The sequence below is a fragment of the Pseudactinotalea sp. Z1748 genome (assembly GCF_049725185.1).
Lineage (GTDB): Bacteria > Actinomycetota > Actinomycetes > Actinomycetales > Beutenbergiaceae > CALKWS01.
This window is the reverse complement of record NZ_JBMPQB010000014.1, coordinates 1-14,254: the sequence shown is the minus strand read 5'-3', so window position 1 is coordinate 14,254 and position 14,254 is coordinate 1. Positions and strand designations below refer to the sequence as shown.

Genomic DNA, 14,254 nt, shown 5'->3' with positions numbered 1-14,254 from the left:
TCCCATCTGCCGCCGAGGGCGGCACGTCGCTGTGACGTTCGACAAAGAGGGGTGCCGAACGTGGCAGCACGGTGCCAAATTCGGCTCAGGCTACTTGATTCCGGTGTTGGCGATGCCGGTGGTGATCTGCCGCTGGAAGAACAGGAACAGGATGATCACCGGCAGGATCGTGACCACGCTCATCGCCAGGATCAGGTTGAACGGCACGGTCTCCTCGGCGTTGAACCGGGCCAGCGCCACCGGCAGGGTGTACACGCTCTCGCTCTGGGCCACCACCAGCGGCCACAGGAAGTCGTTCCAGCGCCACATCACGCTCAGGATCGCTACGACCGCCAACGCCGGGCGGCACAGTGGCAGCACGATGCGCAAGAACGTGCGGAACTCCCCGGACCCATCAACGCGGGCGGCCTCGATGAGTTCATCGGGGATACCCAGCATGTACTGGCGCAGGATGAAAACCCCGGTCGGGGTGGCGGCGGCGGGGATGATCAGACCCCACAGGGTGTTCACCATGCCCAGCGAGGCCACCACTTGGTACACCGGGATGAGGATGACCTGCAGCGGGATCATGATGGTGGCCAAGGTGAGCAGGAACAGTGCGGTCCGCCCCCGGAAGTTGTACTTTGCCAACGCATAGGCGGCCATCGCGTTGATCGCCAGGGTCAGCACGGTGGCGCCGACCGTCACGATCACACTGTTCCGGAGGTAGACCGTGAAGTTGAACCGGCCCAGGGCGTCAACGTAATTCGCTAGCCCCCAATTCTCCGGAAGGATGGTGATCGGACGCTGGGCGAGTTCGCTCGGGGTCTTGAACGACCCGAGCACGGTCCAGACCACGGGGATCAGCGCCAGCAGCACGAACGTCACCAGGATCACCACGCGCAGGGCGTCGGTCGCGGTGACCTTGTCCTTCCTGGTGCTGGTCCAGGTGCGGGGGGATTGACGCGGACCCATCGTGGTCCAGTCCTCGTCCGCCTGGTTCTCCGGTTGCGCCGACGCACTCATACTGCCTCCCTCCGGCGGCCGATGATCCAGTTGATGACGGTCAGGACGAACACCGCGAAGAACAGCAGCACGCTGCCGGCGGTGGCCATGCCATATCGGATCGGGGAGACGAACCCGTTCTCATAGATGTACTGCACAATCAGGGTCGTAGCCCCCACCGGACCCCCGCCGGTGAGAGTGAAGATGAAGTCGAAGGCCTGGAAGCCGTGGATCGTGGACAGGATCACCACCACCAGCACACTGGGTTGCAGAAGTGGCAGTGTCATTGACCAGAACTGGCGCCAGTTGCTCGCCCCGTCGATCTGCGCCGCCTCGTACACATTCGGGTCGATGCCCTGCAGACCGGCGAGCAGGATGAGCATGTAGAAGCCCAGTTGCAGCCACACACCGACGCCGATCACGGACATCAGCGCCAAGCGCTGGTCAATCAGCCAGGCCACCTCACCGATACCGAAGACACCGAGGACGGAGTTGACCAGGCCGCCGCGGCGTTCCAGCATCCAGTTCCACACCAGCCCGGCCACCACCGGGGAGATGAGCACCGGGACGAAGAACGCTGAGCGGAAGAAGGCCCGGCCGCGCACCTGCTGGTTCACCAGCACGGCGAGCAGCACGCCGAGCGCCACCGACAGCAGCAAGTAGCCGACGGCGAACAGGCCGGTGCTCAGGGCGACGCTCCAGAACTCCGAGTCGGTGAGGATCCGCTCGTAGTTGCCCAGGCCCTCCCAGCGGAACCGGCGGCCGTCGGAGGAGGAGTACAACGAGATATTGAACCCGTTGATCGCCGGCCAGATGACGAACGCCCCGAAGATCGCCATGTTCGGTAGCAGGAATAGGTAGGGGGCCAGACGCAGCCCCCACGGCACCTGTCGCCGTCGGGGCTGCGCCTGCTGCGCCTGCTGCGCGGTTGTCGCCGTCAAGGGTGCACCCGTCAGTGCAGTTCTTCGACCAGCGACTCGACGCTCTCCCGCAGATCCGCCATCGCCTCGGACAGATCCTTGTTTCCGGCGACCACCTGGTCCAACTCGCTGACCAACTCGTCCGCCGAGCCGCCGAAGGCCGGGTCACCGTTGGCGGCGTATCCAATGTCCGGGGTGCGTACCAGATCGGCGAGGAAGACGTCCATGTCCGCCTGCCGGTCGGGGAAGTCCACACCGTCCTCGGCCAGGTCGGCGCGGGTCGGCAGGAACCCGCCAGCGGCCACGAACGGCTCCTGGTTCTCGGCGGTGTTGGCGTACCGGATGAACTCCGCGGCCAGGGCCGGGTTGGAACTCTCATCGAAGGCGGCCATGTACTTGCCACCGGGGAATCCACCGCATTCGGCGGCACACGGGTTGGGGGCTGCAGCCCATTCGAAGTCGGCGTCCGCGGCGAACTGACCGACCTGCCAGTTACCGGACAGGTACACGGGCACGTCCTGGGCGAGGAACATCTCGTTCGCCCCCTCGTACCGCGATCCGGCGCCGAGCCAGAAGTCCCGGGACATCACGTCCTCATCCATCATCTGCACAAGGGGCGCCAGCGCGTCCTCGGCGGTCTGCACGTCCAGAACGGCTTCGCCGTCGGCCACCAGCGCAGTGCCGTACTGACTCAGAATGGTGGACAGCCTGTGCCCGGACTTGTCCATGGCGAAGGCGTAGGGGGCGCCAGTGGCCTCCCGCACCTCATTGGCCGCCTCAATCATCTCCTCCCACGTCCAGGGGTCTTCGACGTCGGGGATGTCCACGCCGGCCTCCTCGAACATGTCCACGTTGATGAACGGGCCGTTCAGGGTCAGGTCGGAGGGAACAGCGAGGACCTCGCCGTTCGCACCCAGCGCCCCGGACATCGGACCCGGAAGGAACTCCTCGGCGTAGTCCTCACCCAGATAGGGCCGTAGATCCAGCAGGTCCAGGCGGAAATCGGTCAGGCCGGTCAGGCGCACCACGTCCGGGGCGTCGCCGCCGGAGAGGCGGGCCTGGACCGATGTGACCAGGTCGGCGTACGGCAGGACCTCGAGGTTGACGGAGACGTCGTACTCTGCCTCGAAGTCGGCAATGATGTCCCGGGTGGCCTGCTCATCGGGTCCATCGGTGAAATAGACGTAGTTCAGCGTCTCTCCCGCGTGCTCGGCCGGGTCGAACTCATCGACCTCAACGGGTTCGTCCGGGGCTTCCTGCTCATCCCCTTCGACCTCTCCGGGGGCGCAGGCAGCCAGCAATATGGCGGCACTCCCAACGGCGATTCCCGCTCGTAGGCGACGACTCAGAGCCACGAGACTCCTCCTTCAGTGGGTGGTCGGAACAACAGTACGGTTGATCGCGCGAGTGCACGAGTCCGCGTGCGAAGTATGCCAAACATCGTGCGCAGGTGCCGAAGGGGTCCGACCGCGCCGGTCGGTCGTTCCAACCCATGGCACTACGGGCGCGCAGGGGATCCCCCGCCCGGTTCAGTCCGCGAAGGCGCGCTGCACCGCCTCGGCCAAGGCCGCCATCGAGGACAGTTCGGCCAGGTAGCCCCACTGTTCGTCCGGCTCCGGGGTGGCCCCCCAGCCCGGCCGGTCGTGACGCCGGTTGATCCACACCGAGTCCAGCCCGCGGCGCCGGGCCGGGCCGTGGTCGTGGAACAGGCTCTGCGCCACGTGCAGCAGTTGGTTGCGCTCGATGCCCAGGTCCCCGAGCGTGGTCTCGAGCGCCTCGAAGTGCGGATCGGCCGGCTTGTAGGCACCCACGTCCTCGGCGGTGATGACCGCGGCGAAGTCACCGCGCAACTGCTCGTTGCTGCCGGCGAAACCGTCCCGGTGCACGTTCGAGACGATGATCAACTCATACCGCTGCGCCAGGTCCGCGAGCGCCTGCGCGGAGTCCTCGAACGCCGGCCACTGCGGCACCGAGTTCCCCAGCCGGTTGGCCCATACCTGGGAGACGGTGCGGTTCAGGTCCACACCGGTGCGCCGGAACGCCTCGGCCAGCACCCACGGGTAGCGCCACCCGGGCTCCTCGCGCGCAACGGCCGCCTCGTTCGCGGCGTAGGAGACCAGCAACTCCTCCTCGTTCAGGTCCAGCCCCTGGGTGGCGGCCCACGGGGCCAGCACACCGGCGATCCCCGCCTCCCAGTCGATCAGGGTGCCATAGACGTCGAAACTCAGTGCGCGGTAGTGGGTCAGGTTCACATCTCTCCCTCGGTTGCACCGCGCCGGGGTGCCGGCTGGGCATCCTCCGGCCCGATCTCGGGTCCGGTGCGGTTCGGCACCAGCAGGCTGATCACCACCAGCGACACCAGCGCCACCGGCAGCGACACGATCACCGCGTTGACATCATAGGGCTGACCCATCTGCTCCCACACGATCGTGACCACCACCCCGAGCAGCATCGAGGTCAGCGCTCCGGCGGTGGAGGCACGCTTCCAGAAGAAGATCGCCAGCACCGGTGGCGCGATCGCCACCCCGTAGACGGTGTAGGAGTACATCTGCAGCTCCAGCACCGTGGGGAAGTACCGGCCCAGGATGTAGGCCAGGATGCCGATGCCCAGCACCGCCAGGCGGTGGGTGCGCAGCCGCTGCTGACCATCCAGTTCCTTACCGAACAGGCGCTGGATCGCGTCATAGACCACGTTGCCCGCGCCAGAGAGCAGGAACGAGGAGCCGGTGGTGATGATGAACGCCAACGCCCCGGCCAGCAGCAGTCCGCCGATCAGGGCCGGCAGCACTCCCTCGGAGGCCAGTGACAGCACCGCGGTATCCGGGACGATGTCGGGGAACAGCACGATCGCGGCCGACCCGAGCAGGGCCACCGGCACGGTGACCAGGAAGGAGGAGAAGAAGAAGCCGGCCGCACTGGAGCGGGCCTCGCTCTCGTTCTTCGCGGCCCCGAAACGCTGGTACATGTTCTGGTCGGCCAGGATGAGCAGGAACAAGGGAAGGAAGAAGCCCAGTAACTGAAGTGCGCTCAGCCCGCCGGAGAAGGTGTTGTGCGTCTGCGGCATCCGCGACCAGTAGTCGCCCCAGCCGCCCAGTTCACCGCCGAAGACGATCGGCAATGCGACCATCAGGCTGACCACGATCACCATCGCGGACAGGAAGTCGCTCCAGGCCACCGATTTCAACCCGCCCGCGAAGGCCAGGAAGGTCACCAGCACCGCCACGACGATCGCGCCCTGCGCCGCGCTCAGCGGGGTGATCACGCTGATGATGTACCCGCCGCCGGTGAACTGGTACGCAGTGATGCCGATGTAGGCCAGCAGCGTGATCAGCGCGGCGATCAGCCGGACCGAGGGCCCGTACCGCTTCTCCAGCATCTCCGGCACGGTGTAGGTACTCAACCGGCGGATCCGCCTGGCCAGGAAGTACAGCACGACGATCCCGATCGGGGTGCCGGCCAGGAAGAAGATCGAGGCGAGCGGTCCGTACTCGTAGGCGAAGGAGGCACCGCCGATGATGGTGCCCGACCCCACCCAGGTGGCCAGCAGCGTGCCCACCATCACCGGACGCGGCAGCGAACGCCCGGCGAACATGTAGTCATCGCCGGTGGCCATCACCTTCTTGCGGGAGAACCACGCGCCCACGCCCACCATGAGCGCCAGGTACAGGATCAGGATGATGATGTGCACGGTCTGCATCGGGAGCACCTTTGCTGATCGGGGGGGCCGCCTGGGGCTCGACCCCTCCATGAAACCCCCGATCCCACCGGAGCGCAATAGATGTTGCGACCGCAGATCCGGGCACTCCCTGGCAGCGGGGCCGGGCCTAGCGCACCGCCGGCGGGAACAGGTCGAAGTGCTCCCACAGGCCCTCGATGCGATCGCTGGCCAGCGCCGCACCCTCCGGATCCAACCCCACCAGCGCGGCGACGATCGCTTGCACCACGGTGATCGCCGCCACCAGAGACGGGAACATGCTGGCTCCCTCACTCGGCACCAGGAGGGTCTCGGTGGCGCGCTCGGCGAACTCCGGGCGCACGTGATCGGCCACCACGACCACCGCGGCCCCCGCCTCGGCGGCGATCGCCGCGGCGTTGAGCACCTCCCGCGGGCTGCGCCACAGGTGGAACACCACCAGCACATCGCCCGGGCGCAGCAGCGTGGCGGCGTTGACCAGCCCCGTCCCGCCCACCTGGTGCAGCCGTACGTCGTGACCGATCGTCTGGGCCAGGTGCGCCAGTTGCAGTCCCGGGGCGGCGAAACTGCCCGATCCCAGCACCAGGGTGACCCGGGCGTCAGCAATCAACCGGGCCACGCGGTTGACCTGGTCCTGATCGATCAGGGTGGACAGTTCCTGGAGGTTGGCCAGGTCCCGCACCACCGTGCCCCGCACCGGACCGTCGGAGAGGGGGTCGTGCTCGGAGAGCACCTGCGCGGCGGAGAGCCCGGAGAGGAACCGCGAACGCACTTCCGCCCGCAGCGCCGGCCAGCCGGAGAATCCCAGCAACTGCGCGGTACGCACCACCGTGGCCACGTTCACGCCGGCCAGCCGCGCCGCCGCCGCGGTGCTGGCATAGGACATCTCCCGCTGCCTGGCCTCCAGTAAGGCCAGCACCTTCGCCGCAGCGTGTCCGGGCCGGTGGCCCGCCAGACGCTCGCGCACCCACGCCGGCCACGCCGCACCCTCGGTCATGGCCTCCAGTATGCCGCTCCCTGCAACAGATGTTGCTCCGAAGTGGCCCCATTGCGATGATGAGGGCGATGATCCGGCCGGTCGCACCACCATGCCACCGGCACCGGCCCGCACCGACGCGAAGGAGATCGTGATGACCGAGGCAACCCTGTGGATCCGTGGGGGCAGTGTGTGCGATGTGCAGGCCGGCACCTGCGCCCCGGCGGATGTGCTCATCACCGACGGGATGATCGCCGAGGTGGGCAGCGACGTCAGCGCGCCGGAGGGCGCCGAGCAGGTCGATGCCACCGGCAAATTCGTGGTGCCCGGCCTGATCGACTCGCACGTGCACGTCAGCGCCGGAACCGCGAACCTGGGCGCCCAGGCCGAGGACTCCCCGTTCTACGTCGCCGCCCAGACCTCCCGCATCCTCGGCGCGATGCTGCGCCGCGGATTCACCACGGTGCGCGACGTGGGCGGAGCCGACTTCGGCATCGCCGCGGCCGTGGAGCAGGGACTGTGGGAGGGGCCTCGGGTGTTCTTCGGAGGCAAGGCACTGTCCCCCACCGGTGGGCACGCCGACATGCGCGGCCCCGGCCGGCAGGTGCTGGACAACCACACCTGCTGTCCCAATATCGGGCACGTGTGCGACGGGGTGCCCGAGGTGCGCCGGGCCGCCCGGCACCAGCTGCGCACCGGAGCCGACCACGTGAAGGTGATGCTCTCCGGCGGGGTGGCCTCGCCCACCGACCGGATCGACTCCCTGCAGTTCTCCGCCGATGAGATCCGCGCCGTGGTGGAGGAAGCCGGCAACGCCGGGCGTTACGTGACCGGGCACGCCTACACCGCCGCCGCGGTGAACCGGGGCCTGGAACTAGGGGTGCGGTGCATCGAGCACGGCAACCTCATCGATTCCAGTTCGGTGGACCTGTTCAACTCCACCGGCTCCTTCCTGGTGCCCACGCTGGTGACCTACTCCTACCTCAAGAGCGAGGGGGCCGCGGCCGGGCTGCCGCCGGAGAGCCAGGCCAAGGTATCGATCGTGCTCGACGCCGGCCTGGAGGCCCTGGACCTGGCGAACAAGGGTGGGGTGAAGATCGCGTTCGGCACCGACCTGCTCGGCGCGATGCACCCGCACCAGAGTGAGGAGTTCACCATCCGCGCCCAGGTGCAGACCCCCACGGAAGTGCTGCGCTCGGCCACCCTCACCGGCGCCGAACTGATAGGCGCCGAGGGCAGACTCGGCGTGATCGCACCCGGCGCCCATGGCGACGTGCTCGTCGCCGACGCCGATCCACTCACCGACGCCACCGTCCTGGCCGACCCGCAGGCGCACCTGTCCGCCGTCATCAAGGCCGGGCGCATCGTGCCCACGGCCACGGGTCCCTCGGAGTTCTGACGATGGCACTGATCCTGCCCGGAGTTACCTACTGGGACGGCGGGTCCTCCGGCATGCGCACCGCCGACATCGTCTGCTCCGGCGGTGTGATCAGCCAACTCGCCGCACCCGGCAGCACCCACGCCGGAGCGGACGATGAGGTTCTAGAGGTGCCTGACGCCGTCGTCCTTCCCGGGTTGGTGGACGGGCACGTGCACCTGGTCTGGGACTCCTCCCAGGACCCGGCCGCCCAGGTAGCGGCCGACGGCGAACAGGTCACCGCGATCCGGGCGCTCACCCACGCCGGGGCGCACCTGGGCGCCGGGGTGACCACGGTGGCTGACCTGGGCAGCAACTGGGACGTATCGTTGGCGGTGGACCGGGCGGTCCGCGAGGGGCACGTGCGCGGGCCGAACGTGGTGGCCACCGGCCGCACCGTGGTGATGACCGGTGGGCACGACCCGTTCTGGGGCAACTTCTGCGACGGGGCCGATGCGGTGGTGCGGGGGGTGCGCGAGCAGATATTCGCCGGTGCCCGGATCATCAAGACCTGCGCCACCGGCGGGGTGTATGGGCGCGCGGTGGGTGAGGAGGTCGGCGCCTCGGAGTACACCCGGGCAGAACTCTCCGCCCTGGCCGGTGAGGCACACCGCCGCGGGGTCCGGGCCACCGCGCACGCGCTGGGCACCGAGGGGATCCGCAATGCGGTGCTGGCGGGTATCGACGTCATCCAGCACGGGGTGTTCCTGACCGAGGACGTGGTGGCCGCGATGGTCGAACGCGGCACGGTGCTGTCCCCGACGCTCGCGGTCTACCGGACCATCGCCGGTGGCAGTGCGCCGGAGTACGCGGTGGCCAAGGCCACCGAGGTGGTACGAGCCCATCGCGAGAGCGTCCAGATGGCGATCGAGGCCGGGGTGCCGGTGATCGCGGGCACCGACTCGGGCTCACCGGGCATGCCACACCCGTCCCTGGCCGCCGAACTGTCCGCGCTGCTCGATGTGGGGCTGGCGCCGATGGAGGTGCTCAAAGCCGCCACGTCCCGCGCCGGCGATGCGCTCGGGGTGGACGCCGGCCGGGTCCGGGTGGGATCACCCGCGGATCTGATCGTGGTGCCCGGGGACCCATTGACCGATCCTGTCGCGGCGACCCGGCCCCGGCTGGTGGTGCTGGGCGGGAGGGTGCTCGGCGGGGCTGCGCTCGATGGTCCCGAACTCGGCCGCGCCGAGGCCGTCAGGGTGCTCCGGTAACGGTGTCCGCTTCGTGACGCGCCTGCGGACTCAGGATGCGGCGCGGGCGGCCCGGCCCACCGGCCACCAGACGAAGGCGGTCATGGCCAGGGCACTCATCGCCAGGAGCACGAAGCCCATCGTGTAGGCCCCGGTGATGCCGTGTACGGCGCCCATCACCAGCGGTGGGAAGAAGCCACCGAGACCGCCCGCGGCACCCACCACGCCGGTGACCGAGCCGACCTGCCCGGTCGGGGTCATTCGCGAGACCAGTGCGAAACAGGCACCCGCGGCCCCGCCGAGTGTCGCCGCCAGCCCCAGGAACGCGACGGTCCCGACCGGGAGCAGCTCCAGTCGCATCGCCGCCAGCGCCGCCATCGCGGTGGCGATCCCGAAACACCAGGTCAGCACGGTGACCGGGTGGAACTTGTCCGAGAGCCAACCGCCGGTCGGGCGCGCGACCACCGCGAGCACGATGAAGCCGGCGGTACGCAGTGCCGCATCACCGGCCTCGAGTCCGTAGTCGTTGACCAGGTAGGTGGGCAGGTAGACGCTGAAGGCGACGAACCCCCCGAAACCGAGGGCGTAGATGAGTGAGAGCTGCAACGTGACAGGCAACTTGAGGGTGTTCCAGGTGCGCGTGAGCATCGACCCGGACGCCGGCACCCGTCCCGGCGCGTCACGCAGCAGCAGCCAGGCCAGCACCGCATAGATCAGCAGCACCGCGGAGACGAGCACGAACGGCGCCTCGTGGCCGAACGCCTCGCGCAGCGCCACGGTGGTGAAGGCCGCTACCGCGGTGCCGGCGGTGCCCATGCCGAAGATGCCCAGCGCCAGGCCCCGGCGGGCGGGCGGGTACCAGGAGTTCACCAACGGGATCCCGATGGCGAAGGATGTGCCGCCGATACCGAGGAAGAAACCGCCGATCACCAGGGTGGTGAAACTCCTGGCGCCCAACCCCACGTACAGGGTCGGCAGGATCGCGAGCAGGCTCACCAGGGGGAACATCACCCGCGCGCCGAGCCGATCGCTCAGCGCACCCACCGGGATGCGCCCGAGCGAACCGACGACCACCGGAACGGCTACCGCCACCGCGACCTGGAACCCGCTCAGCCCGAGTTCGTCACCATAGGTGTTGCCCAGTGGGCCCAGCAGCGCCCAGGACCAGAAGTTGATCAGGAATCCCACCGTGGCCAGCAGCAGCATCCGCGCGGCCAGGCCTCCGCCGGTCGCTGCGGGCGCAGGAGGCTCCGGGGCGCTTGGGTCGTGCGCCGATCCCGTTTGCCGCGTCGTCCTCGCCACAATCGCTCCCCTGCGTGTACGTGGAGTCGATTATGGCCTCTCGCGGCCACCGGCGCAGGACCAATGCGGCACGGATCGCATCCCGTGGCCGTCCGCGTCGGCCCGGCGCCCCTTACTCGGACCGGCGCGCGGTGGCCAGGAACACCGAGTACCGCGACCCGTCCCGGTCGATCCGGGTAGCGTCCTGCATCCGGACATCGGCGAATCCGGCGCTGGTGAGCCGGTCGGTGAGTTCGCCGCGGTCGAAGCCGTGGTGGCCGTCGAAGTCGTGGTCATGGAAGGACCCGTCCTCGGCGTCCAGGTCCGCGATGGCCAGGTAGCCATCGGGCACGAGCAGCTGGGCGAAGCCGGTCAGGACCGAATCCAGGTCCCGCACATGGTGCAGCACCAGGGATGTGACGATCAGATCGAAGGTCTCGGCGGGAACCGGCCGTGCCTGCAGGTCCAGGTCCCAGACCCGGGCGTTCATCAGGGCACCGGAGGCGATCTTGGCCTGCATCACCTCGCGCATTCCGGCGGAATTGTCGGCCAGGGTGAGCGGGCCGACCGAGTCGGCGAGACCCTGGCTGACCAGCCCGGTGCCCGCGCCGTACTCCAGCAGCCGCATGCTGCGGTTCAGCGGGACCGCCGAACGGATCGCCCCGGCCACCTCGCCGGCCTGGGTGAGTTTGTCCGGGTCGGCATCCCAGGTGGCGGCTTTGACGTCGAACCTCTCGGTGCTCATGGCACTACTCTGGCACGCCTTCACCCGGCCCCGGACCGGCCTCCACGCCTGCGCGACGGACCCGCCACGACCGTCTCCCATCACGACCTACTCAGCCGGCCTCCACGCCTGCGCAACGCACCCGCACGTGCCCCCCCCTCCCGCGCGATGCGCCACCTGCCGCGAATTGGATAGGAGACCGGTGAAATGGTACAGTCCATTGCTGTCCGATAGGCACACCAAGACGCAGTGCCAACGAGGGCAAGGCAAGACCACGCGTCTGGCACGTGCCGGTCAGGACCTCGCAGCGATCGCCCCATGACGGAGAGCGACCGAGGCCACTGGCCTTTGCCTGCTGCGCCACCGCGACGCCTACCGTCGAGCCGCTGCGCGTCCGCGTGCCGATCGGGCGAATCCGACAGCAGAACACTTTCACAAGGAGACACCGCTTTGGGCGATCCGGAACTTGTCCAGTTCGGGGCGATCACCGTCATCGTGCTGATCATCCTCTTCTACGGAGGCACCTTCTTCGTCTCCACCCGAATCGCCAAGAAGCGCGAGAACGCCGACGGGTACATGACCGCCGGAAACAAGATCGGGTTCGGCATCTCCGCCGCCTCGATGACGGCCACCTGGATCTGGGCCTCCTCGATGTACGCCTCTGCGACATCGGGATACACCTACGGGATCTCCGGGCCGATCCACTACGGGCTGTGGGGTGCGCTGATGATCCTGTTCATCTACCCCTTCGGCAAGCGGATCCGCCAGGTGGCGCCCCGGGCACACACCCTGGCCGAGGTGATGTTCGCCCGCCACGGGCGCTCCAGCCAGTTGATGCTGGCCGGTTCCAACGTGGTGGGGAGCGTGATCTCGCTGATGTCGAACTTCATCGCCGGCGGTGCGCTGGTGGCACTGCTGTCCCCGTTCACGTTCCTCCAGGGCGTCTTCGCCGTGGCCGGTGGCGTGCTCCTCTATACCCTCTGGTCGGGATTCCGGGCCTCGGTCCTCACCGACGTCATGCAGGTGATGGCCATGCTGGGCGCTGTGGCGGTGATCGTGCCGGCGATCTTTCTCGCCGCCGACTTTCCCACCGCCTTCACCGCCGGCGCGGACAACCTCACCGCCCAGCAGTCCAGCTTCTTCTCCTCCGAGGCCTTCCTGCACCAGGGGGCGCCCTACATCGCGGCCGTCCTTGCCTATGCGATCGGCAACCAGACCATCGCCCAGCGCCTGTTCGCGGTGCGCCAGGACCTGATCAAGAAGACCTTCATCACCGCCACCGTGGGCTACGGGGCGATGGTGATCGGGGTGGGCATGCTCGGGGTGCTGGCGCTGTACCTGGGGCTGGAGCCGATGGGCGGGGACCCGAACAACCTGATACCCCAGATGGCCGCCAGTTACCTACCTGCGGCCCTGCTGGTGTTGTTCTTCGTCATGGTGATCGGGGCGCTGTCCTCCACCGCCGACTCGGACCTGTCCGCGCTCAGTTCGATCGTGATGGCCGACATCTACGGGCAGAACGTGGCCGGCAAGGAGCGGGCGAACCCGAAGGTCATGATCCTGGCGGGCCGGCTCACGATGATCCTGGCTACCGCGATCGCGGTGACCCTGGCCAGTTTCCAGATGAACATCCTGGACCTGCTGGTCTTCGTGGGCGCACTGTGGGGCGCGCTGGTGTTCCCCGTGATCGCCAGTTTCTACTGGGAGAAGGTCACCAACCGGGCCTTCACCACCGCCGTGATCGCCGCACTGGCGGTCTTCATCCCGGTGCGCTTCGGCTGGGTCCCGATGACCGGGGTGACCGGCCTGATCAGCGACGTGCTCGCCGTCATCGGTGTCGGAGTGGTGCTGGGCCTGATGGCCTTCGGGTTCTTCGGAGCCCGGGTGGCCAAGATCGTGGGCGTCGCGGCCACCCTGATCACCGCCCCGTTCGCGATCGGCTCCCTGCACGACTACGCCACGCTGAGCGCCTCCCTGATCGCCTACGCCGTGTCCACGATCGTGTGTGCGGCGATGTCCTGGCGCAGCAAGCAGCGCTTCGACTTCTCCGTGATCAAGCACCGCGTGGGGGACTTCGACCCCAGCGACGACGCACTCCCCTCTCCCGGCCCGCCGGCTCGGGCCGCGCTCGCCCCGGACGCCGCCCTGCCCCATCCCGATGATGATCCCGACCAGCAGCCGGCCCCGGCCGGTGCCCGCTGAGACGGAAGGAGCAATCGATATGCCTGTGTGGTTACTGACCGCCTACGTCCTCATCTGGCCCGTGCTGGTGGCCGGAGTGATGCTCGTGATCTTCCGGGCCTTCATCCGCGAGTGGCTGCAGGCCCGCCGGGAGGGCCGCGGCATCATCTGACGGCATCCGCCGGGCGGGACAACGGACAGACCGTCGGTACGTACCGCTCGGATCGGATCGCCCTGGACATCAACGCGCTCGATCCGTGCCAAGCCCCCCAGCCCCCAGCCCCCAGCCCCCGGTGAATCCTTCCAAGTCAGCATTGATCGAGGCTAACCCCAACCACAGCCGAACAATCGCGGCCTCGCGGGCCGTCCGATCCTGAACCTGCGCGAGAGAAACCGGGGGCGTTTGGGGGCCACTTTCCGTTGACCATTTGGGGGAGGCGCAGGGGGTTGGCGTCCTGCAGTTCAGCCGGCAGCAGGTGCTGGGGCAGGTTCTGGTAGGCCACCGGGCGCAGGAACCGGTTGATCGCCGCGGTGCCCACCGAAGTGGTACCGACCGCGGTGGTGGCCGGGTAGGGGCCACCGTGCTGCTGGGCGTAGGTCACCGACACCCCGGTGGGCCACTGGTTCCAGATCACCCGGCCGGCGATCTCGGTCAGCACCGCCAACAGCGGCTGCACGGGGCAGTCGTCCTGCCCGAACACCCCGGCGGTGAGCTGGCCGCCGTAGGTGCGCGCCACCTGCACCGCCTGATCCAGGTTCTCGTACTCCACGACCAACGCGGTGGGACCGAAGCACTCGGCCTGCAGCGCGTCGGGGTCGGCCAGCATCGCATCGGCGGTGGTGCGCAGCAGGGTGGGAACCTGACCCTCCGGCCCGTCCTGACCCTG

Annotated in this window: 13 protein-coding genes; 4 read left to right on the top strand and 9 right to left on the bottom strand. The window is 68.5% G+C overall.

Annotation, left to right across the window (positions count from 1 at the left end; genetic code table 11):
* Window positions 1–90: 90 nt before the first annotated feature.
* The 6 genes from ACO0LU_RS19050 to ACO0LU_RS19025 all read right to left on the bottom strand — a co-directional run bounded on the left by ACO0LU_RS19050 (window position 91) and on the right by ACO0LU_RS19025 (window position 6,595).
* A complete protein-coding gene (locus ACO0LU_RS19050; RefSeq protein WP_424792930.1) occupies window positions 91–1,005 on the bottom strand; it encodes a carbohydrate ABC transporter permease in 915 nt (304 codons plus the stop codon).
* Window positions 1,002–1,925, bottom strand: coding sequence for a carbohydrate ABC transporter permease (locus ACO0LU_RS19045; RefSeq protein WP_424792929.1), 924 nt, complete (start codon window positions 1,923–1,925; stop codon window positions 1,002–1,004). The genes ACO0LU_RS19050 and ACO0LU_RS19045 overlap by 4 nt, the downstream gene beginning before the upstream one ends.
* Window positions 1,926–1,936: 11 nt before the next feature.
* On the bottom strand, window positions 1,937–3,259 hold the full coding sequence (locus tag ACO0LU_RS19040) for an ABC transporter substrate-binding protein (RefSeq protein ID WP_424792928.1): 1,323 nt from the start codon (window positions 3,257–3,259) through the stop codon (window positions 1,937–1,939).
* A gap of 174 nt (window positions 3,260–3,433) precedes the next feature.
* Entirely contained in the window at window positions 3,434–4,156 is a 723-nt protein-coding gene (locus tag ACO0LU_RS19035; protein WP_424792927.1) for an HAD-IA family hydrolase, read from the bottom strand.
* A complete protein-coding gene (locus tag ACO0LU_RS19030) occupies window positions 4,153–5,601 on the bottom strand; it encodes a sodium:solute symporter family protein (RefSeq protein WP_424792926.1) in 1,449 nt (482 codons plus the stop codon). The genes ACO0LU_RS19035 and ACO0LU_RS19030 overlap by 4 nt, the downstream gene beginning before the upstream one ends.
* A 127-nt stretch (window positions 5,602–5,728) precedes the next feature.
* Window positions 5,729–6,595: a MurR/RpiR family transcriptional regulator gene (locus tag ACO0LU_RS19025; protein WP_424792925.1), complete on the bottom strand. Its 867-nt coding sequence runs from the start codon at window positions 6,593–6,595 to the stop codon at window positions 5,729–5,731.
* A 133-nt stretch (window positions 6,596–6,728) separates the two neighbouring features.
* Between ACO0LU_RS19025 and ACO0LU_RS19020 the strand changes: the two genes are divergently transcribed.
* Both ACO0LU_RS19020 and ACO0LU_RS19015 read left to right on the top strand, forming a co-directional pair.
* On the top strand, window positions 6,729–7,973 hold the full coding sequence (locus ACO0LU_RS19020; RefSeq protein WP_424792924.1) for an amidohydrolase family protein: 1,245 nt from the start codon (window positions 6,729–6,731) through the stop codon (window positions 7,971–7,973).
* A 2-nt stretch (window positions 7,974–7,975) separates the two neighbouring features.
* Window positions 7,976–9,202: an amidohydrolase family protein gene (locus tag ACO0LU_RS19015; RefSeq protein WP_424792923.1), complete on the top strand. Its 1,227-nt coding sequence runs from the start codon at window positions 7,976–7,978 to the stop codon at window positions 9,200–9,202.
* Window positions 9,203–9,232: 30 nt separating this feature from the next.
* Here the strand turns inward: ACO0LU_RS19015 and ACO0LU_RS19010 are convergent, their stop codons facing one another.
* Together ACO0LU_RS19010 and ACO0LU_RS19005 are read right to left on the bottom strand one after the other, a co-directional pair.
* On the bottom strand, window positions 9,233–10,483 hold the full coding sequence (locus ACO0LU_RS19010; protein WP_424792922.1) for an MFS transporter: 1,251 nt from the start codon (window positions 10,481–10,483) through the stop codon (window positions 9,233–9,235).
* A gap of 112 nt (window positions 10,484–10,595) precedes the next feature.
* Complete coding sequence (locus tag ACO0LU_RS19005) at window positions 10,596–11,207, bottom strand: class I SAM-dependent DNA methyltransferase (RefSeq protein WP_424792921.1); 612 nt, start codon at window positions 11,205–11,207, stop codon at window positions 10,596–10,598.
* 429 nt (window positions 11,208–11,636) lie between these two features.
* On the opposite strand from ACO0LU_RS19005, the gene ACO0LU_RS19000 reads away from it, so the two are divergent.
* Window positions 11,637–13,388: a sodium:solute symporter family protein gene (locus tag ACO0LU_RS19000; RefSeq protein ID WP_424792920.1), complete on the top strand. Its 1,752-nt coding sequence runs from the start codon at window positions 11,637–11,639 to the stop codon at window positions 13,386–13,388.
* A gap of 19 nt (window positions 13,389–13,407) precedes the next feature.
* Window positions 13,408–13,539 (top strand): putative transporter small subunit, encoded by a 132-nt coding sequence (locus ACO0LU_RS18995; protein ID WP_424792919.1) that lies wholly within the window; start codon window positions 13,408–13,410, stop codon window positions 13,537–13,539.
* Window positions 13,540–13,675: 136 nt separating this feature from the next.
* Here the strand turns inward: ACO0LU_RS18995 and ACO0LU_RS18990 are convergent.
* On the bottom strand, window positions 13,676–14,254 hold a 579-nt coding region (locus ACO0LU_RS18990), incomplete at its 5' end, for an aldehyde dehydrogenase family protein (protein ID WP_424792918.1).